This window comes from Pseudomonas sp. MYb193 (genome assembly GCF_002966775.1).
In the GTDB taxonomy this organism is placed as follows: Bacteria; Pseudomonadota; Gammaproteobacteria; order Pseudomonadales; family Pseudomonadaceae; genus Aquipseudomonas; species Aquipseudomonas paracarnis.
Window position 1 is genome coordinate 5,235,881 of record NZ_CP023269.1, and the last position, 19,677, is coordinate 5,255,557.

The following is a 19,677-nucleotide window of genomic DNA, read 5'->3' on the forward strand; positions in this document are numbered from 1 at the left end:
TTCTCTCCTCAGGCCGCGCCTAATTACTCGAACCAATGGGCTCGGGCGGCCATGATCAACTTGCCGGCACGATCTTCGTCAATGCCGTCGATGTCGAGCAGATCGTCAATAGACTGCTCGGCCAGGTCTTCGCGGGTAATTACGCCGCGCACCGCCAGTTCCATCGCCAAATCCTTGTCCATACCCTCAAGCGAGAGCAGGTCTTCGGCCGGATGGGCGTCTGCCAGCTTTTCCTCAGTAGCGATGGCTTTAGTCAACAAACGATCCTTGGCCCGAGCGCGGAGCTCGTTGACGATATCTTCGTCAAAGCCGTCGATGTTGAGCATTTCTTCCAACGGTACGTAGGCAATCTCTTCCAGGCTGGTGAAGCCTTCATCTACCAGCACCTGTGCCAGCTCTTCATCGACTTCCAACTCTTCGATGAAGTTGCGCAGGATGTCACCGGTTTCAGCTTGCTGCTTAGCCTGGATGTCCGATTCGGTCATCACGTTCAGGGTCCAACCGGTCAGTTGGCTGGCCAGACGCACGTTCTGACCACCACGACCAATGGCCTGAGCCAGATTGTCTGCGCCAACGGCGATGTCCATTGCATGGGCATCTTCGTCAACGATAATTGCCGCCACTTCAGCTGGCGACATGGCGTTGATCACGAACTGCGCCGGGTTATCGTCCCACAGGACGATGTCCACACGCTCACCGCCCAATTCGCCCGACACTGCCTGGACGCGCGAACCGCGCATACCGATGCAAGCGCCTTGCGGGTCGATGCGTTTGTCCTTGGAGCGGACCGCGATCTTGGCACGCGAACCCGGGTCACGGGACGCCGCCATCACTTCGATCAGGCCTTCGGCGATTTCCGGCACTTCGATACGGAACAGCTCGATCAGCATTTCCGGCGCGGTACGCGACAGGATCAACTGCGGGCCGCGGTTCTCGGTGCGGATTTCCTTGAGCAGCGCACGCAGACGCACGCCGACACGGAAGGTTTCGCGAGAGATGATGTCTTCGCGGGCCAGCAACGCTTCGGCGTTGTTGCCCAGGTCAACGATCACGTTATCGCGGGTAACTTTCTTTACGGTGCCAGAGATGATTTCACCCAGGCGTTCGCGATAGGCGTCAACGACTTGAGCGCGCTCGGCTTCGCGAACCTTCTGCACGATGACCTGCTTGGCGGTCTGTGCAGCAATACGGCCGAATTCGATCGACTCGATCTTTTCTTCGACAACATCGCCAACCTGGGCGCCCGGATGCGTTTGCGCAACCTTGCTTGGCCAGGTTTCGATGGCCGGATCATCAAGATCGTCCTCTTCGACCACCGTCCAACGACGGAAAGTCTCATAGGCACCGGTGTGGCGGTTGATTTCCACACGCAGATCTACTTCGTCTTCAAAACGTTTCTTGGTAGCAGTGGCCAGGGCCAGCTCCAACGCTTCAAAAATCACGCTTGCCGGTACACCCTTTTCATTGGATACCGACTCAACAACCAGCAGTACTTCTTTGCTCATCGTACGCCTCGCCTTTCGCAAGCCATTGGATCCGCGGGATCCGCGTCTCAGTCAAAACTGGGAATAATGTTGGCCTTGTCGATCATATCGATCGGCAACAGGAACTCGTGGTCTTCTACCTGCACCACGACATCCTGCTCTTCTACACCGCGCAGAAGGCCCTGAAAGTTGCGTCGCCCTTCAAAGGGGGAACGCAGCTTGATCTTCACTTGTTCACCGGCATATTTAGCAAACTGCTCGATAGTGAACAGTGGGCGTTCCATGCCTGGCGAGGAAACTTCAAGGGTGTATTCAACGGAGATTGGATCTTCAACATCCAGCACACCGCTGATCTGACGGCTGACAATGGCACAATCGTCCACCAGCACGCCGCCCTCTTTATCGATATAAACGCGCAACATTGAGTGGCGACCTTGAGCCGAAAACTCAATACCCCAGCATTCATAGCCTAGGGCCACGACCACCGGGGCCAACAAGGCCTGCAACTCTTCTAGCTTGCTCGACACCTGAACCCCCTCGTGCATGTATGTGCATGCTGTGCAAAATAAAAAAATGGGCGAAACGCCCATCCTTGAAACGCCGTCGAACAGCGGCGTTGAAAGTGTCCAGCTAACAAAAAGCCCCTTAAAAGGGGCTCCGCTAAAACTGGTTGCGGGGGCCGGATTTGAACCGACGACCTTCGGGTTATGAGCCCGACGAGCTACCAGACTGCTCCACCCCGCGACAAAGCTGGGGCGGAAGTATACGACCGATCCCTTACAGGGTCAATGTAACCTTCCACCTACAAGAAAGCCCGCAACAGCGGGCTCTCCTGATAATTGGTACCGAGAAGGGGACTCGAACCCCTACACCCTATGGGCACAACCACCTCAAGGTTGCGTGTCTACCAATTCCACCACCTCGGCAATACAGCGCTTACAACCCTTCTTACTTCTGCTCTTGAGCTGGAGGTACGTCAGTCGCTGGAGTAGCCGACTTTTGCTCTTGAAGCACCGGGACATCATCAGAAGCCGGTTTTGCTTTTGGAACTTCCAACACCGCTGGGTTTGGCAAACCTACTTGAGTCAGCACATGAGCTTTCTCTTTAGCAAAGTAACCTAACCCTAAGCTGGTTATGAAGAAACCTGCGGCAAGTATAGCAGTAAACTTACTAAGAAAGGTAGAGGAACCTTGGCTTCCGAACACAGTATTTGAAGCACCTGCACCGAAAGACGCACCAGCATCCGCACCTTTACCCTGTTGCAACAAAACCAGAGCAACTACGCTCAGGGCAGCCAACAGATGAAAAACGACTACGACTGTTTCCAGCATTTTTTCAGTTTCCCGCGGCGCGACAGATCGCACCGAACTCATCTGCATTCAGGGAAGCTCCACCAATGAGCCCCCCATCGATATCCGGCATGCCGAACAGTTCGACCGCATTGGCCGCCTTCACGCTGCCGCCGTATAGAAGCCGCACACCTTGTGCGACTTCAGAATTCTCTGCCGCCAACTGCGCGCGGATGGCTGCGTGCACATCCTGCGCCTGTTGCGGTGTAGCAGTCAGCCCGGTGCCAATGGCCCAGACCGGCTCGTAAGCAATGACCGCCTTGGCAAATGCACCAACACCCAGCTCCTCGATGATGCTGCCCAGCTGACGCGAGACAACTTCAAGAGTCTTGCCCGATTCGCGCTGCTCAAGGGTCTCCCCTATGCACAACACCGGAATCAAGCCACAAGCCTGTGCTGCGGCGAACTTGCGGTTGAGCGTCCCATCCCGCTCGCCCATCATCTGGCGACGCTCGGAGTGCCCGACAAGCACATAGGAACAACCCGCATCAACCAGCTGACTCGGCGAAATCTCGCCGGTCAACGCACCTTGCATCGGTTCCACCGCAGAGTTCTGCGCGCCGACCTGAATCGACTTACCCTTCAAGCCATCAACCACTTGGTTGATATGCAAGCAAGGCGGGAACACCGCGACGTCAACACCGCTAGGCAAGGCCAAGTGACGAAGGCCGTTGATCAGCTCAGCGACACTGGCGCGGGTACCGTGCATCTTCCAGTTACCAGCTACCATAGTGCGACGCATGCTGTACCCCGTCGGTCAAAGTGGGCGCAGATGTTACCCAACCACATCACCACTGGCAAGCCGAATTCAGGCGCAAACTTCAGTTACCAGCTTTGCCAGGTCTTCGGCATGGCCGCGAACCTGTGTTTCGTCCTCACCTTCGACCATCACGCGCACCAGCGGCTCTGTGCCGGACTTGCGCAGCAACACGCGCCCGCGCCCCGCCATTGCCTGGGTCACGCGCTCGCAAGCCTCTTTGACAGCAGGGTGCTCGATGGGGTTTTCGCCACCGGCAAAACGCACATTGAGCAGCACTTGCGGACACTTGCGCAGGGCTTGGCGTGCCTGGGCCAGGCTCTCCTCGCGGCGACGCAGGGCCAGCAGCACCTGTAGCGCGGCGATGATAGCGTCACCCGTGGTGGTGTGCTGGAAGCAGACCACATGCCCGGAGTTCTCGCCACCAACCAACCAGTTACGCTCCAGCAGCTCGGCGATCACATAGCGGTCACCGACATTGGCGCGAATAAAGGGAATCCCCAGTTCTGCCAACGCCAACTCCAGCCCGAGATTACTCATCAAGGTGCCGACCACGCCACCTTGCAGCTTGTTACGCTCATGCAGGTCACGGGCAATGATGAACAACAGGTCATCACCATCCACGATCGTGCCGGTGTGATCCACCATCAGCACGCGGTCGCCATCACCATCAAAAGCGATGCCCAGGTCCGCATGCTCAGCCAGCACTGCAGCCTGCAGCTGCTCCATGTGGGTTGAACCGCAGTTGTCGTTGATGTTCAAGCCGTTGGGCTGAGCCGACAGCACGGTGACCTGTGCGCCCAACTCCTTGAAGACGCTCGGCGCCACCTTGTAGGTCGCACCATGGGCGCAATCGACAACAATCTTCAAGCCTGCGAAATTGGTGCTGCTCGGAACGCTGCTTTTACAGAATTCGATATAGCGACCTGACGCGTCGTTAATGCGCGACACCTTGCCCAACTTGCTGGACTCAACCACCGTCATCGGCGCATCCAGCAGCTCCTCGATCATCAACTCGATCTCGTCAGGCAGCTTGGTGCCCTGCCCCGAGAAAAACTTGATGCCGTTGTCATCATGAGGATTGTGGGAGGCGCTGATCACAATACCGGCTTCGGCGTGAAAGGTACGCGTGAGGTAAGCGATTGCCGGCGTGGGCATAGGGCCCAACAGCATCACATCGGCCCCGGCGGCGGACAATCCGGCCTCCAGCGCAGACTCAAACATGTAGCCCGAAATACGGGTGTCCTTGCCCACCAGGATGCGACACGCGCCCATACTGCGGAACGCCATGCCTGCCGCCCAACCCAGCTTGAGCATGAAATCAGGAGTGATCGGGAATTCGCCGACCCGACCACGAATGCCGTCGGTGCCAAAATATTTTTTAGTCATAAGTGCTCCATCATTCTTATTCGGCTGATTCTACAGCAGCGAGCATGCGCACCACATCGACCGTTTCGGCGACATCATGCACACGCAAAATACGTGCGCCCTTGGTCACGGCAAGCGCCGCAAGCGCCAGGCCGCCATACAGGCGTTCGCCGACCGGGCGATTCAGGGCGAGCCCTATCATGCTCTTGCGCGAAACACCGACCAACAGCGGGCGACCAAGGGCATGCAAGGCTTCCATGTGTTTGAACAGGCTTAGATTGTGCTGCAGGGTCTTGGCAAAGCCAAACCCCGGATCGAGGATGATCTGCTCAGGCGCAATACCCACAGCCACACATTGGGCAATCCTCTCAGCAAGAAACCCACTCACCTCGCCGACCAGATCGTCGTAGTGCGGATTGTCCTGCATGTTGCCGGGCTCACCCAGCATATGCATCAGACAGACGGGCAGGCCAGTTGCGGCGGCCGCATCAAGGGCTCCATCACGCTGCAGCGAACGCACATCGTTGATCAACCCAGCCCCCAGCCGCGCGGTTTCGCGCATCACTGCCGGGGTGGAGGTGTCTACCGAGATGATGACATCCAGCTCACGGGCAATACGTTCGACCACGGGCGCCACCCGCTCCAGCTCCTCCAAAGGAGAAACAACGCGGGCACCGGGGCGGGTCGATTCCCCACCCACATCAATCAGCGTCGCACCGGCAGCCACCATCGCCTCGGCATGACGCAACGCGGCATCCAACTGGCTGAACCGGCCACCATCGGAAAAGGAGTCAGGGGTTACATTGAGGATGCCCATGACATGCGTCCGGGCCAAATCAAGAACCCGGTTGCCGCAAGGCAACCGGGTAGAGGACAAAGCAGAAGTCATTTCAAACCTTAGTGATCAGCTGCCGGGCCGCCGATAGGCGTTTCAGGGCGCTCATTCTGCACCACAGGCGGAGTGCCCGAAGTACCCGAACCACCTTCCCAGTCGCGCGGCTCACGCGGCGTACGGCCCGACATGATGTCGTCGATCTGGTCGGCATCGATGGTTTCGTACTTCATCAACGCATCAGCCATGGCGTCCAGCTTGTCACGGTTGTCCGTCAGGATCTGCTTGGCCGTGCCGTAGCACTGATCAATGATGCTGCGAACCTCGGAGTCGATCAGCTTGGCTGTCTCACCCGAGAAGCTGGCGCTTTGCCCACCGCCGCCACGCCCCAGGAACACTTCGCCTTCTTCTTCGGCGTACATCAATGGGCCGAGTTTTTCCGACAGACCCCACTTGGTCACCATGTTTCGTGCGATCTGGCTGGCACGCATGATGTCGTTGGAGGCGCCAGTGGTCACACCGTCGAATCCAAGGGTCATTTCTTCAGCAATACGGCCGCCATACAGCGAGCAGATCTGGCTGATCAGCGCACGCTTGGAGAGGCTGTAGCGATCCTCTTCCGGCAGGAACATGGTCACACCCAGCGCCCGACCACGCGGGATGATCGACACTTTGTAGACGGGGTCATGCTCTGGCACAACGCGACCTACAATGGCATGACCTGCCTCGTGATAAGCGGTGTTCTGCTTCTCTTTCTCGGACATGACCATGGATTTGCGCTCGGCGCCCATCATGATCTTGTCTTTCGCCAATTCGAACTCTTTCATTTCAACGATGCGCTTGCCAGTACGGGCAGCGAACAGCGATGCCTCGTTCACCAGGTTCGCCAAATCAGCACCGGAGAAACCGGGAGTACCACGGGCGATCACAGCCGGTGCCACGTCGTCACCCATTGGCACCTTGCGCATGTGCACTTTCAGGATCTGCTCACGACCGCGGATATCCGGCAGGCCGACCACAACCTGACGGTCGAAACGGCCCGGACGCAGCAACGCAGGGTCCAAAACGTCGGGACGGTTGGTTGCGGCGATGACGATAATGCCGTCATTCATCTCGAAACCATCCATCTCTACCAGCAATTGGTTGAGGGTCTGCTCACGCTCATCGTGACCACCACCCATGCCAGCGCCACGATGGCGACCAACGGCATCGATTTCGTCGATGAAGATGATGCATGGCGCGTGCTTCTTGGCCTGCTCGAACATATCGCGAACACGGCTGGCGCCGACGCCGACAAACATCTCGACAAAGTCAGAACCGGAAATCGTGAAGAAAGGCACCTTGGCTTCGCCGGCAATCGCCTTGGCCAGCAAGGTTTTACCGGTACCCGGTGGGCCCACCATCAGCACACCGCGAGGAATACGGCCACCCAGGCGCTGGAACTTACCCGGATCACGCAGGAACTCGACCAACTCACCGACTTCTTCCTTGGCTTCGTCGCAACCCGCAACGTCAGCCAGGGTAGTCTTCACCTGGTCCTCGGAGAGCAGGCGCGCCTTGCTCTTGCCGAAGCTCATCGGCCCGCCCTTGCCCCCCGCACCGCCTTGCATCTGGCGCATGAAGAACATGAACACGGCGATAATCACCAGGATCGGGAAGCTGGCCACCAGGAGCTGGGTCCAGATGCTTTGCTGTTCAGGCTGCTTGCCTTCCACAATGACCTTGTTATCCACCAGGTCACCGATGAGACCGTTGTCCTGAATGGCAGGACGAATGGTCTTGAAGCTGTCGCCATCGTTGCGCTTACCGGTAATCACGTAGCCATCAACCGCTACGCGCTCGACCTTGCCATCCTTAACTTGCTGGATGAAGTCGGAATAGTTGAGGGTCTGCGGCTCGTTAGGGCTGGAGAAGTTGTTCATCACCGTCACCAGGACAGCCGCGATGATCAACCACAGGATCAGATTCTTTGCCATATCGTTCAATTAACTACCCTCTGAAGCAAGCTCCGCTACTGGCGCGCGCTTCGCATGATATTCACCGGCCTAACTTACTACATTACCTACAACTCTGGCAGGCGCCGTCTGTAACCCTTTGTGAAACTTTGACTACACAATATTCGTAAAGCTTCGTGACGAAAGCGATATAAAAAAACCTATCGCCCCTCTCGAATTTCTCAAAAACGCTCTTCACTTGCCGCGCCTTCGACGCCGCGGTAGCCACGGCACAGCAGATACTGCTCCCTGGACCGGTCACGGGACGAGTCCGGCTTGCGGGTCTGTACCTTGTCGAACAACTTGCGAATGTTCTTGTGGTACTCGTCGAAACCTTCGCCCTGGAAGACCTTCACCAGGAAATCCCCCCCCGGACGTAACACCCGACCTGCCAAATCCAGCGCCAGTTCACACAGGAACATGGCACGCGGCATATCAACAGCCGGTAATCCACTCATATTGGGGGCCATGTCGGAAATCACAAGGTCTACCTGCGAATTTCCCACAGCCTCCAGGATCTCGGCCAATACCTTGTCTTCGGTGAAATCGCCGTGAACAAAGGTGACGTCAGGGATGCTGTCCATCTCGAGGATGTCCGAAGCGATCAATCGACCTTGCCCACCAATCAGACGACTGGTCACCTGGGACCAGCCACCGGGGGCCGCGCCGAGATCAATAACGCTCATGCCTGGACGAATCAATTTGTCCTTGTCCTGGATCTCCAGCAGCTTGTAGCTGGCCCGGGAACGATAGCCGTCCTTTTGCGCCTTTTTGACGTAAGGATCATTGAAATGTTCTTGTAGCCACTTAAGGCTGGTTTTGGAACGGGCCACGGGCCACCTCGAAAAAATAAAACGGGTCGTGATTAACTGGGCGGTCCCGGACTCGCTCGGGTAAACTGGCCGCCGCTTTTTACAAGATCAGACGCAGGGGTCAGATTATGCCGCTCACTCAAGAGCAGAAGAAACAGTACAAATCCATTGGCCACCATCTGAAACCAGTTCTGATTGTGGCAGACAACGGTTTGACTGAGGGTGTGCTAGCCGAATTCGAGCGCGCACTGAACGATCACGAACTGATCAAGATCAAGGTCAACATCCTTGATCGCGAAGCGCGCCTGGCTGCCGTTGCAGAACTGTGCAAGGTCGGCAAAGCGGACCTGGTTCAGGTCATCGGCAAGATGGCGCTGCTGTATCGCAAGAACTTCAGCGTCAACAAGCAACTGTCGAACGTTCATCGCTTCAAATGATGAAAAGGGTCAAGGGCGTGCTTCGCGCGCCCCGCCACTCCATCCCGGCGCAGGCTGCGTAACCAGCACCAAGCCAGAGAACCCTAGCACAAGATAGCTGAACAACTGCCAGCGCAACGCTTGCGGCAGCCACACATGCACCATACAAAACATTGCGCATGCATACAGCGCCATCAACAGCAGTTGGCCCCGAATATCCCGCCACAAACTCTTCAAGCCTTCGGCCGTGATCAGCACCAACGCCTGAAGCATCACGCACGCCGCCGCAAAACCCACCAGCAGCGCACTCAGCAATCCGTCGATCTCATCGATCAGCAGCGGCGCCAGGCCAATCAGGCCCAACGCCGGCAACACGCCAATATGTAACAGCCATAGGCCACCCACCCAAAGCATCTGAGAGAGCTGCCAAAGCATGGCGCCCGCACGCAGCGGGCGCCGTCTTTCAGATGTGACGAACTTCGACAATCTCGTACTCAATGACGCCGCTCGGCGTTTTCACGGCAACCACGTCGCCTTCTTCCTTGGCAATCAAGGCGCGAGCAATCGGCGAGCCGACAGAGATCTTGCCTTGCTTGAAGTCAGCCTCATCCTCACCCACGATCTGGTAGGTCACGCTTTCGTCGGTCTCGACGTTGGCGATTTCCACGGTCGTGCCGAAAATCACCTTGCCGGTATGCGGGATGGTGGTGACATCGATGATCACCGCATTCTGCATACGGCCTTCGATGTCACGAATCCGCGCCTCGACCATACCCTGCTGCTCGCGAGCAGCGTGGTATTCGGCGTTTTCCTTCAAGTCACCCAGTTCGCGGGCCGTACCGATGTCCTGGCTCAGCTTTGGACGTACGACCTTGGTCAGATGGGCGTGCTCCTCTTCCAGGGCGCGCGCGCCCTGAACGGTCATCGGGTATTTGGTTATGCTCATGCCTTCAATCCTGCGTGTAGATCCTGCAAGCGACGCACGGTCTTTTCCGGACCGAACTTGAGCGCTTCACAGATAGCTTCGCCAGCAGCAATGGTAGTGGTGCAGTAAATCTTGTGCTGCAAGGCATTACGACGAATGGAATAGGAGTCCGCGATCGACTGGCGACCCTCGGTGGTGTTGATGATCAGGGTGACTTCGTCATTCTTGATCATGTCGACCACATGCGGACGGCCTTCCGTCACCTTGTTCACGCGACGTACTTTCAGGCCGGCAGCTTCGATCAGCTTGGCGGTCCCGGCGGTAGCCACGACTTCAAAACCCAAGTTGATCAGATCGCGGGCGACCCCTGCAACCAGTGGCTTGTCGTCATCACGTACGCTGATAAACGCAGTACCGCCGGTCGGCAGCACTTCGCTGGCACCCATCTGGGCCTTGGCGAACGCTTCACCGAAAGTATCGCCCACGCCCATCACTTCACCGGTGGACTTCATCTCCGGGCCCAGGATCGGGTCCACGCCAGGGAATTTGGCGAACGGGAACACCGCCTCTTTCACACTGTAGAAGTTCGGAATGATTTCCTTGGTAAAGCCGATTTCCTTCAGGGTCTTACCGGCCATCACACGCGCAGCGATCATGGCCAGGGACACACCGATGCACTTGGACACGAACGGTACGGTACGCGAAGCACGCGGGTTGACTTCGATGACGTAGATGTCTTCGCCTTGCAGCGCCAACTGTACGTTCATCAGGCCGACCACACCCAGTTCCAGGGCCATTTTCTTGACCTGTTCGCGCATCTCGTCCTGGATGTGCGCCGGCAGCGAGTACGGCGGCAGGGAGCAGGCGGAGTCACCGGAGTGAACGCCGGCCTGCTCGATGTGCTGCATGATCGCGCCGATCACGACGTCAGTACCGTCGCAGACCGCGTCCACGTCCATTTCGATGGCGCAGTTGAGGAAGTGGTCCAGCAGCACCGGGCTGTCGTTGGAGACTTTCACCGCATCACGCAGGTAGCGCTTGAGTTCTTCTTCTTCGTAGACGATTTCCATCGCCCGGCCGCCCAGTACGTAGGACGGACGCACCACCAGCGGGTAGCCGATCTTGCTGGCCGCGCGGATGGCTTCGTCTTCGCTGCGCACGGTGGCGTTCGGCGGCTGACGCAGGTTCAGGCGCTCAACCATCTGCTGGAAGCGCTCACGGTCTTCGGCACGGTCGATAGCGTCCGGGCTGGTACCGATGATCGGCACGCCGGCAGCTTCCAGGGCACGCGCCAGTTTCAACGGGGTCTGGCCGCCGTACTGGACGATCACGCCTTTAGGCTTCTCGACGCGGCAAATTTCCAATACGTCTTCCAGCGTTACCGGCTCGAAGTACAAGCGGTCGGAAGTGTCGTAGTCAGTGGAAACCGTTTCAGGGTTGCAGTTGACCATAATGGTCTCGTACCCGTCTTCGCGCAGGGCGAGGGCGGCGTGTACGCAGCAGTAGTCGAACTCGATGCCCTGGCCGATACGGTTCGGACCGCCACCCAGGATGATGATCTTGTCGCGGCCTGTCGGCGCGGCTTCGCACTCTTCCTCGTAGGTGGAGTACATGTAGGCCGTGTCGGTGGCGAATTCTGCGGCGCAGGTATCAACGCGCTTGTAGACCGGGAAGATATCCAGCTTGTGGCGATGAGTGCGCAGGTTCTTCTCGGTCACACCCAGCAGCTTGGCCAGACGCTGGTCGGAGAAGCCTTTGCGCTTGAGGCGGAACATCAGGTCGCGGTCGATAGACGACAGACCGAGGGTCTTGACCTTCTCTTCTTCCTTGATCAGATCTTCGATCTGCACCAGGAACCACGGGTCGATCATATTCATGCCGAAGATATCTTCGACGCTCAGGCCGGCACGGAAGGCGTCAGCCACATACCAGATACGCTCGGCGCCCGGCACGGTCAGCTCGCGCTTGAGGATGCTCATGCTTTCCGGGTTGCTCAGGTCGAGCTTCTCGTCCAGGCCGCAAACACCAACTTCCAGGCCGCGCAGAGCTTTCTGCAGGGACTCTTGGAAAGTACGGCCGATTGCCATGACTTCACCGACCGACTTCATCTGGGTGGTCAGGCGCGCATCCGCCTTGGCGAATTTTTCGAAGGCAAAGCGCGGCAGCTTGGTCACAACGTAGTCGATAGACGGCTCGAAAGACGCCGGCATAGCGCCGCCGGTGATTTCGTTTTGCAGCTCGTCCAAGGTGTAGCCGATAGCCAGCTTGGCGGCGATACGCGCAATCGGGAAACCGGTCGCTTTCGAGGCCAGCGCCGAAGAACGCGATACACGTGGGTTCATCTCGATCACGACCATGCGGCCGGTGTCCGGGCAGATGCCGAACTGAACGTTGGAACCGCCGGTTTCAACGCCGATCTCGCGCAATACCGCCAGGGAGGCGTTACGCAGGATCTGGTATTCCTTGTCGGTCAGGGTCTGTGCTGGCGCCACGGTGATCGAGTCACCAGTGTGCACGCCCATCGGGTCGAAGTTTTCGATGGAGCAGACGATGATGCAGTTGTCCTTCTTATCGCGGACAACCTCCATCTCATATTCTTTCCAGCCGATCAGCGATTCGTCGATCAGCAGCTCTTTGGTCGGCGACAGGTCGAGGCCACGGGCGCAGATTTCTTCGAACTCTTCACGGTTGTAGGCAATACCACCGCCGGTGCCGCCCATGGTGAAGGACGGACGGATAATGCACGGGAAGCCCAGGGTCTCGAGGACCGCATTGGCTTCCTCCATGCTGTGGGCGATACCGGAACGTGGGCACGCCAGGCCGATGGACTTCATGGCCTTGTCGAAACGCGAACGGTCTTCAGCCTTGTCGATGGTGTCGGCATTGGCACCGATCATCTCTACGCCGAACTTTTCCAGGACGCCTTCGCGCTCCAGGTCCAGGGCGCAGTTCAGAGCGGTCTGGCCACCCATGGTTGGCAGCAGCGCGTCCGGACGCTCTTTTTCGATGATCTTGGCAACGGTCTGCCACTTGATCGGCTCGATGTAGGTGGCGTCGGCCATGGCCGGGTCGGTCATGATGGTGGCCGGGTTGGAGTTCACCAGGATGACGCGGTAGCCCTCCTCGCGCAGGGCTTTACAGGCCTGGGCGCCGGAGTAGTCGAATTCGCAGGCCTGGCCGATCACGATCGGGCCAGCGCCGAGAATCAGGATGCTTTTTATGTCTGTACGTTTTGGCATGGGTTTGTCACTCAAATCCGCAGGTCAGTCGGCAAGCCGTCTTGAACAATCTTGAAGAGCCTGCGGGGGCCACCGCAATCCGGGGCCGCCCGCAGGCCACTCAGTCAGCGTCGCTTGGCCATCTCATTGATGAAACGGTCGAACAGCGGCGCTACGTCGTTCGGGCCCGGGCTGGCTTCAGGGTGGCCCTGGAAGCTGAACGCGCTCTTGTCGGTGCGCTCGATGCCTTGCAGGGAGCCGTCGAACAGCGACTTGTGAATGGCGCGCACATTGCTCGGCAGGGAGGCTTCATCCACCGCAAAACCGTGGTTCTGGCTGGTGATCATCACAACGCCAGTGTCCAGGTCTTGTACCGGGTGGTTGGCACCGTGGTGGCCGTGGCCCATTTTCAGGGTCTTGGCGCCGGAGGCCAAAGCCAGCAATTGGTGGCCAAGGCAGATGCCGAACACCGGAATCTCGGTCTCCAGCACGTCCTTGATGGCCTGGATAGCGTAGTCGCATGGCTCAGGGTCACCCGGGCCGTTGGACAGGAACACACCGTCCGGCTGCATCGCGAGCACATCGCTGGCAGGGGTTTGCGCGGGCACCACGGTCACACGGCAACCGCGCTCGACCAGCATGCGCAGGATGTTGTACTTGACGCCGTAGTCATAGGCGACCACGTGGTAAGGCAGATCGGCAGCCTCGATAGTCGCGTGGCTGTCGGTCTTCAGATCCCACACAGTTGAACGCCACTCGTACTTCTCTTTGACGCTGACGACTTTCGCCAGGTCCATGCCCTTCAGGCCAGGGAAACCTTGCGCCGCGGCAATCGCCGCCTCTTCGGAGATATTGTCACCGACCATGATGCAGCCGTTCTGCGAGCCTTTTTCACGCAGGATGCGCGTGAGGCGGCGCGTATCGATACCGGCGATCGCCACAACGTTGTTGGCTTTCAGGTAATCGGACAGCGACATCGTGTTACGCCAGTTGCTCGCAACCAGTGGCAGGTCACGAATCACCAGGCCCGCCGACCAGACACGATCAGACTCGACATCTTCCGGCGTAGTGCCGGTGTTGCCGATGTGCGGATAGGTCAGGGTAACGATCTGTTGGGCGTAGGAAGGATCGGTAAGGATTTCCTGATAGCCGGTCATGGCGGTGTTAAACACCACCTCTCCAACGGTCTGACCGTCGGCTCCAATGGCTTCGCCGCGAAAAATGCTGCCATCAGCAAGGGCGAGTATGGCTGGCTTAGTCAAGAAGACCTCCCGTAAATAAAGCCTGAAAGGGCGATCGCAGGTTGTAAAAAAGCGGAGTGACGTATGGACACGTCACCCCGCTTCTTCACTGAATTATTCTGCGCGCTTTTAGTGGACACACTAAAGCTGTAGCTTACAGAAAAAGGCTTTTTTGGTCCACCGCTAATGAGCCTTAAAGGCAGGGGAATGCGACAGGACGTCGCCTAGCGGGTAAAAACGGGGGCACAGGATAATCCTGAGCCCCCGTTTTAGCTACTGCTTAGTGCAGGTCCAGCACGTCATGCATGTCGTACAGGCCCGGCTCACGCCCTTCCAACCAGAGTGCAGCACGCACCGCGCCCTTGGCGAAAGTCATGCGGCTGGAGGCTTTGTGGGTGATTTCCAGACGCTCGCCTTCGGTAGCAAACAGTACCGTGTGATCACCGACCACATCACCACCGCGCACGGTCGCGAAACCAATGGTGTCGCGCGCACGCGCACCGGTATGGCCTTCACGCCCGTATACCGCCACTTTCGACAGATCGCGGCCCAGCGCATCGGCAATAGCTTCACCCATGCGCAACGCAGTGCCCGACGGAGCGTCGATCTTGTGACGGTGATGAGTCTCGATAATCTCGATATCAGCCTCATCACCCAGCACGCGCGCTGCCAGGTCCAACAACTTCAGCGACAGGTTCACGCCCACGCTGAAATTGGCGGCGAAGACGATCGGAATATCCTTGCCCGCTTCCACCAGCAACTGCTTCTGCTCAGCACTCAAGCCAGTCGTGCCGATCACCATGGCCTTGCCCGCCTTACGGCAGAAGGCCAGATTTTTCAGCATCACTTCCGGCAGGGTGAAGTCGATCAGCACGTCGAATTCGTCCGCCACCTGCTCAAGGTTGCCAGACAGCGAGACACCGATGCGACCCAACGAGGCCAACTCACCTGCGTCCGCGCCGATCAACGTACTGCCTGGGCGAACAATCGCCGCCGTCAGCCCGGAGGCCGGCGAGCGTTGCTGCACCGCCTCGACCAGCGTCTTGCCCATGCGCCCGGCAGCGCCCATTACGGCTATACGTCGCATATTCAGATCCTTACAGGTCGCCGAAGAAGCGTTTTACACCGTCGAAGAAGCCCGTAGTCTTCGGCGAGTGCGAGTCATCGCCTTCCAGCGAGCTGCGGAACTCTTCCAGCAGTTCACGCTGACGACGATTCAGGTTCACCGGGGTTTCAACCGCCACACGGCACATCAGGTCGCCAGCACCGCCACCGCGCACTGGCGCAACGCCCTTGCCACGAATGCGGAACTGCTTGCCGGTTTGAGTCCCCTCGGGAATCTTGAGCTTGACCCGACCATCCAGCGTCGGAATCTCCAGCTCGCCACCCAGGGCCGCATCAACAAAGCTGATCGGCACTTCGCAGAACAAATGCTTGCCGTCACGCTGGAAGATCGAGTGCTCTCGCACATTGATCACCACGTACAGGTCGCCCGTAGGGCCACCCTGGGCACCCGCCTCGCCTTCGCCCGACAGGCGAATACGATCACCGGTATCCACACCCGCCGGTACTTTCACCGACAGCGTCTTGTACTCTTCGACGCGGCCTTCGCCGTGGCAGGAATCGCACGGATCGGAAATGATCTTGCCCTGGCCATGGCAACGCGGGCAGGTTTGCTGCACCGAGAAGAAGCCCTGCTGCATGCGCACCTGCCCGATACCGCCGCAGGTCGGGCAAGTGATCGGCGAGGAGCCTTTCTTCGCACCGGAGCCGTCGCACGGCTTGCAATTGACCAGCGTCGGCACACGGATATTGACACTGGTGCCGCGCACGGCCTCTTCCAGGTTCAACTCCAGGGTGTAACGCAAGTCACTGCCGCGCTGAGGGCCGCCACGCTGGCCGCCCCGGCCGCCGCCGAAGAAGTCGCTGAATACGTCACCGAAAATATCGGAGAAGTTCTGCCCCCCAAAACCGGCACCGCCGCCGCCCATGCTCGGGTCGACGCCAGCATGGCCATACTGGTCGTAAGCCGCACGCTTATTGGGATCACACAGGCATTCGTAGGCCTCGTTGGCCTCTTTGAACATCTCTTCGGATTCTTTGTTATCCGGATTACGGTCCGGGTGGTGTTTCATCGCCAGGCGACGGTAGGCCTTCTTCAGGTCCGCCTCGCTGGCGCCACGCTCCACACCCAATACTTCGTAATAGTCACGCTTTGCCATAAGTCTTTGCACTCTTAAGGACGTTCGACCTGGCCCTCCTGAACCCTGCCAAACTCGTTGAGCCCCAATACAGGCCCGGACCCAACTCACGTCAATTCAACGATCCTGGTCATTACTGCTTTTAGCCAGGGAGCCGGCCAAAAACGCGGTGACTGTCATTCGGAAAGCAGGAGCATTCCCGTTCACACCGCCAGCATCCGAGCGTTGTCGCATGCTGTAAAAATTCGCATACCCCAGACACGCCAACGCGGGAGCAAGCTCCCGCGCGGCGACATCCTACCAGTCACCGCTTGTGCGCGGTCAACCGGGCGACAACTTACTTGTTGTCTTTAACTTCTTCGAACTCGGCATCGACAACATCGTCGTGCTTGGCTTCAGGCTCTGCTTGTTGCGCAGCGCCGTCAGCCGGCTGGCCTTGCTCGGCGTACATTTTTTGAGCAACTGGCGCGGAGACTTTCGACAGTTCCTCAACCTTGGCTTCGATGGCAGCCTTGTCGTCGCCTTTAATAGCGGCTTCCAGGGCAACCACTGCCGCTTCGATTGCAGTTTTCTCTTCGTCGGTCACTTTGTCGCCAGCATCAGCGATCATTTTGCGCGTCGAGTGAACCAGCGCGTCACCCTGGTTACGGGCGCCTGCCAACTCTTCGAACTTCTTGTCGGCTTCAGCATTGGTTTCAGCATCACGGATCATCTGTTGAATTTCTTCATCAGACAGGCCGGAGTTGGCCTTGATGGTGATCTTCTGCTCTTTGCCGGTGGCCTTGTCTTTCGCGCCGACGTGCAGGATGCCGTTGGCGTCGATGTCGAAGGTCACTTCGATTTGTGGCACGCCACGTGGTGCTGGTGGAATCTCAGCCAGGTCGAACTTGCCCAGGGACTTGTTCTGAGCGGCTTGCTTACGCTCGCCCTGCAGCACGTGGATAGTCACGGCGCCCTGGTTGTCATCGGCAGTCGAGAACACTTGGGATTTCTTGGTAGGAATCGTGGTGTTTTTCTCGATCAGCGCAGTCATCACGCCGCCCATGGTTTCGATACCCAGAGTCAGCGGGCTCACGTCCAGCAGCAGCACGTCTTTTACGTCACCGGCCAATACCGCACCCTGGATGGCAGCACCCATGGCAACAGCTTCGTCCGGGTTCACGTCTTTACGGGCTTCTTTGCCGAAGAACTCGGTGACCAGCTTCTGAACCAGCGGCATACGGGTCTGACCGCCGACCAGGATCACGTCGTTGATAGAGCCAACGTCGATACCGGAGTCTTTCAGCGCGATGCGGCAAGGTTCGATGGTGCGCTGAACCAGGTCTTCAACCAGTGCTTCGAGCTTGGAACGCGAGATTTTCACGTTCAAGTGCTTAGGACCGGTAGCGTCTGCAGTGATGTACGGCAGGTTCACGTCAGTCGACTGAGCGGAAGACAGCTCGATCTTGGCTTTTTCAGCGGCTTCTTTCAGGCGCTGCATGGCCAGCGGGTCACCCTTGAGGTTCATGCCGCTTTCTTTCTTGAATTCGTCAACGAGGTAGTCGATCAGACGAATGTCAAAGTCTTCACCACCCAGGAAGGTGTCACCGTTGGTGGCCAACACTTCGAACTGGTGCTCGCCGTCAACTTCTGCGATCTCGATCACGGAGACGTCGAACGTACCGCCACCCAGGTCGTAAACGATCACGGTGTGGTCGCCCTTGGCCTTGTCCATACCGTAAGCCAGCGCAGCTGCGGTTGGTTCGTTGATGATACGTTTTACATCCAGGCCCGCGATGCGGCCGGCGTCTTTGGTGGCCTGACGCTGGCTGTCGTTGAAGTAGGCAGGAACGGTGATCACCGCTTCAGTCACTGCTTCACCGAGGTAGTCTTCGGCGGTCTTCTTCATCTTTTTCAAGATTTCAGCCGAGATTTGCGGCGGCGACATTTTCTGGCCGTTCACTTCAACCCAGGCGTCACCGTTGTCGGCCTTGGCGATTTTGTAAGGCACCATCTTGATGTCTTTCTGTACGACTTCTTCGTCGAACTTACGACCGATCAGACGCTTTACCGCGTACAGGGTGTTGTGCGGGTTGGTCACCGCCTGACGCTTGGCCGATTGACCGACGAGGATTTCACCGTCGTTGGCGTAAGCGATGATCGACGGAGTGGTACGTGCGCCTTCGGCGTTTTCAATAACTTTTGCAACGCCGTTTTCCAGCACGGAGACGCAGGAGTTGGTGGTCCCCAGGTCGATACCGATAATTTTGCCCATGATTTACTCTCCCGAAACTTGAATTTGGTTGCCGCAGCAGTTTTGGCTAACTGCGGTAGCACTTAAACGCTTGACTTATAGATGGGGGCCTTACGGCGAATTTCAAGCCTGCTCATCAATAGAAGGTGCAACGGGTGAAGGAGCCTTGCTCACCACCACCATTGCCGGACGCATCAGGCGACCGTTGAGCTGGTAGCCCTTCTGGAACACCTTGATGACGCTATTGGGTTCCAGGTCATGGCTTTCCTGCATGGCCATGGCTTGGTGATGTTCAGCATTGAACGGCTCGCCGGCTTGCGGATCGATAGCCTCCAACTGATAACGCTTCAGGGTGTCCTGGAACATTTTCAGGGTCAGCTCGATGCCTTCGCGCATTGGGCGGATGTTTTCATCGTCCGGGTTGGACAACTCAAGACCACGCTCCAGGCTGTCGATAATCGGCAGCAGGTCACCGGCGAATTTTTCCAGCGCGAACTTGTGAGCCTTCTCTACATCCTGCTCGGCACGGCGGCGGACGTTCTGCAGATCGGCGGCAACACGCAACGATTGATCCTGCGCAGCGGCCAATTGCTCTTCGAGCACTTGCACACGAGTCGCCAGTTCATCACTGGCAGCCGAATTGGCGTCTGGAGTTTGCGTATCCTGCGTCTGTTCGTCAGCCATAGATTTCTCCTTTCAAAATCATGCGCGAACTCAACTCGCGCTTCTGCTCCGGTATATGGGGCCACAATTTTCAGGTTCAAGGGCGCAGGCGTTACCAAAAGTCTTTCGACTGACCTGGATCATTTCCTTCTCACTCATTCCACATCGCGCTAAAAAAGTTCG

17 protein-coding genes and 2 tRNA genes are annotated in these 19,677 nt (G+C 58.0%); 1 reads left to right on the top strand and 18 read right to left on the bottom strand.

Translation table 11 applies throughout. The features are described 5' to 3' along the window. Positions 1-23 precede the first annotated feature (23 nt). The 10 genes from nusA to rlmE all read right to left on the bottom strand — a co-directional run bounded on the left by nusA (position 24) and on the right by rlmE (position 8,618). Positions 24-1,505, bottom strand: a complete 1,482-nt coding sequence (nusA, locus tag CLM72_RS23940; protein ID WP_003194187.1) for a transcription termination factor NusA — start codon at positions 1,503-1,505, stop codon at positions 24-26. A 47-nt stretch (positions 1,506-1,552) separates the two neighbouring features. Further along, positions 1,553-2,011, bottom strand: a complete 459-nt coding sequence (rimP, locus tag CLM72_RS23945; RefSeq protein ID WP_032873230.1) for a ribosome maturation factor RimP — start codon at positions 2,009-2,011, stop codon at positions 1,553-1,555. Between the two features lie 140 nt (positions 2,012-2,151). Beyond that, positions 2,152-2,228: transfer RNA gene (locus CLM72_RS23950), tRNA-Met, on the bottom strand. 96 nt (positions 2,229-2,324) lie between these two features. Further along, positions 2,325-2,410 (bottom strand) — tRNA-Leu (locus tag CLM72_RS23955). Between the two features lie 22 nt (positions 2,411-2,432). Beyond that, on the bottom strand, positions 2,433-2,816 hold the full coding sequence (gene secG / locus CLM72_RS23960; RefSeq protein ID WP_003194191.1) for a preprotein translocase subunit SecG: 384 nt from the start codon (positions 2,814-2,816) through the stop codon (positions 2,433-2,435). A gap of 4 nt (positions 2,817-2,820) precedes the next feature. Then, complete coding sequence (gene tpiA / locus CLM72_RS23965) at positions 2,821-3,576, bottom strand: triose-phosphate isomerase (RefSeq protein WP_003194193.1); 756 nt, start codon at positions 3,574-3,576, stop codon at positions 2,821-2,823. A gap of 66 nt (positions 3,577-3,642) precedes the next feature. Beyond that, positions 3,643-4,980: a phosphoglucosamine mutase gene (glmM, locus tag CLM72_RS23970; protein ID WP_003194195.1), complete on the bottom strand. Its 1,338-nt coding sequence runs from the start codon at positions 4,978-4,980 to the stop codon at positions 3,643-3,645. Between the two features lie 16 nt (positions 4,981-4,996). After that, on the bottom strand, positions 4,997-5,848 hold the full coding sequence (folP, locus tag CLM72_RS23975; protein ID WP_054898020.1) for a dihydropteroate synthase: 852 nt from the start codon (positions 5,846-5,848) through the stop codon (positions 4,997-4,999). Positions 5,849-5,856: 8 nt separating this feature from the next. Beyond that, a complete protein-coding gene (gene ftsH / locus CLM72_RS23980) occupies positions 5,857-7,767 on the bottom strand; it encodes an ATP-dependent zinc metalloprotease FtsH (protein WP_034127004.1) in 1,911 nt (636 codons plus the stop codon). Between the two features lie 200 nt (positions 7,768-7,967). Then, positions 7,968-8,618 carry a 23S rRNA (uridine(2552)-2'-O)-methyltransferase RlmE gene (gene rlmE / locus CLM72_RS23985; RefSeq protein WP_003194199.1) on the bottom strand — a complete coding sequence of 217 codons (651 nt, stop codon included), beginning with the start codon at positions 8,616-8,618 and terminating at the stop codon, positions 7,968-7,970. 107 nt (positions 8,619-8,725) lie between these two features. Here rlmE and CLM72_RS23990 point away from each other — a divergent pair, with 107 nt between their 5' ends. Beyond that, positions 8,726-9,034 (top strand): YhbY family RNA-binding protein, encoded by a 309-nt coding sequence (locus CLM72_RS23990; RefSeq protein WP_003176146.1) that lies wholly within the window; start codon positions 8,726-8,728, stop codon positions 9,032-9,034. A gap of 9 nt (positions 9,035-9,043) precedes the next feature. Here CLM72_RS23990 and CLM72_RS23995 read toward each other — a convergent pair whose 3' ends face one another. From CLM72_RS23995 to grpE, 8 genes are all read right to left on the bottom strand, one after another. Continuing rightward, on the bottom strand, positions 9,044-9,448 hold the full coding sequence (locus CLM72_RS23995; RefSeq protein WP_060764103.1) for a hypothetical protein: 405 nt from the start codon (positions 9,446-9,448) through the stop codon (positions 9,044-9,046). Positions 9,449-9,476: 28 nt separating this feature from the next. After that, complete coding sequence (greA, locus tag CLM72_RS24000; protein ID WP_032873232.1) at positions 9,477-9,953, bottom strand: transcription elongation factor GreA; 477 nt, start codon at positions 9,951-9,953, stop codon at positions 9,477-9,479. Between the two features lie 2 nt (positions 9,954-9,955). Then, entirely contained in the window at positions 9,956-13,177 is a 3,222-nt protein-coding gene (gene carB, locus CLM72_RS24005; RefSeq protein ID WP_003194205.1) for a carbamoyl-phosphate synthase large subunit, read from the bottom strand. 104 nt (positions 13,178-13,281) lie between these two features. Next, positions 13,282-14,418: a glutamine-hydrolyzing carbamoyl-phosphate synthase small subunit gene (gene carA / locus CLM72_RS24010; RefSeq protein WP_003194208.1), complete on the bottom strand. Its 1,137-nt coding sequence runs from the start codon at positions 14,416-14,418 to the stop codon at positions 13,282-13,284. Between the two features lie 259 nt (positions 14,419-14,677). Continuing rightward, positions 14,678-15,484: a 4-hydroxy-tetrahydrodipicolinate reductase gene (dapB, locus tag CLM72_RS24015; protein ID WP_105228512.1), complete on the bottom strand. Its 807-nt coding sequence runs from the start codon at positions 15,482-15,484 to the stop codon at positions 14,678-14,680. Between the two features lie 10 nt (positions 15,485-15,494). After that, the gene (dnaJ, locus tag CLM72_RS24020; RefSeq protein ID WP_054896114.1) at positions 15,495-16,619 is read right to left on the bottom strand and encodes a molecular chaperone DnaJ; all 1,125 of its coding nucleotides are present in this window, start codon (positions 16,617-16,619) and stop codon (positions 15,495-15,497) included. A 316-nt stretch (positions 16,620-16,935) separates the two neighbouring features. Further along, positions 16,936-18,852, bottom strand: a complete 1,917-nt coding sequence (dnaK, locus tag CLM72_RS24025) for a molecular chaperone DnaK (RefSeq protein ID WP_014719959.1) — start codon at positions 18,850-18,852, stop codon at positions 16,936-16,938. 102 nt (positions 18,853-18,954) lie between these two features. Continuing rightward, positions 18,955-19,515, bottom strand: a complete 561-nt coding sequence (gene grpE / locus CLM72_RS24030) for a nucleotide exchange factor GrpE (protein ID WP_105228514.1) — start codon at positions 19,513-19,515, stop codon at positions 18,955-18,957. Positions 19,516-19,677: the final 162 nt, after the last annotated feature.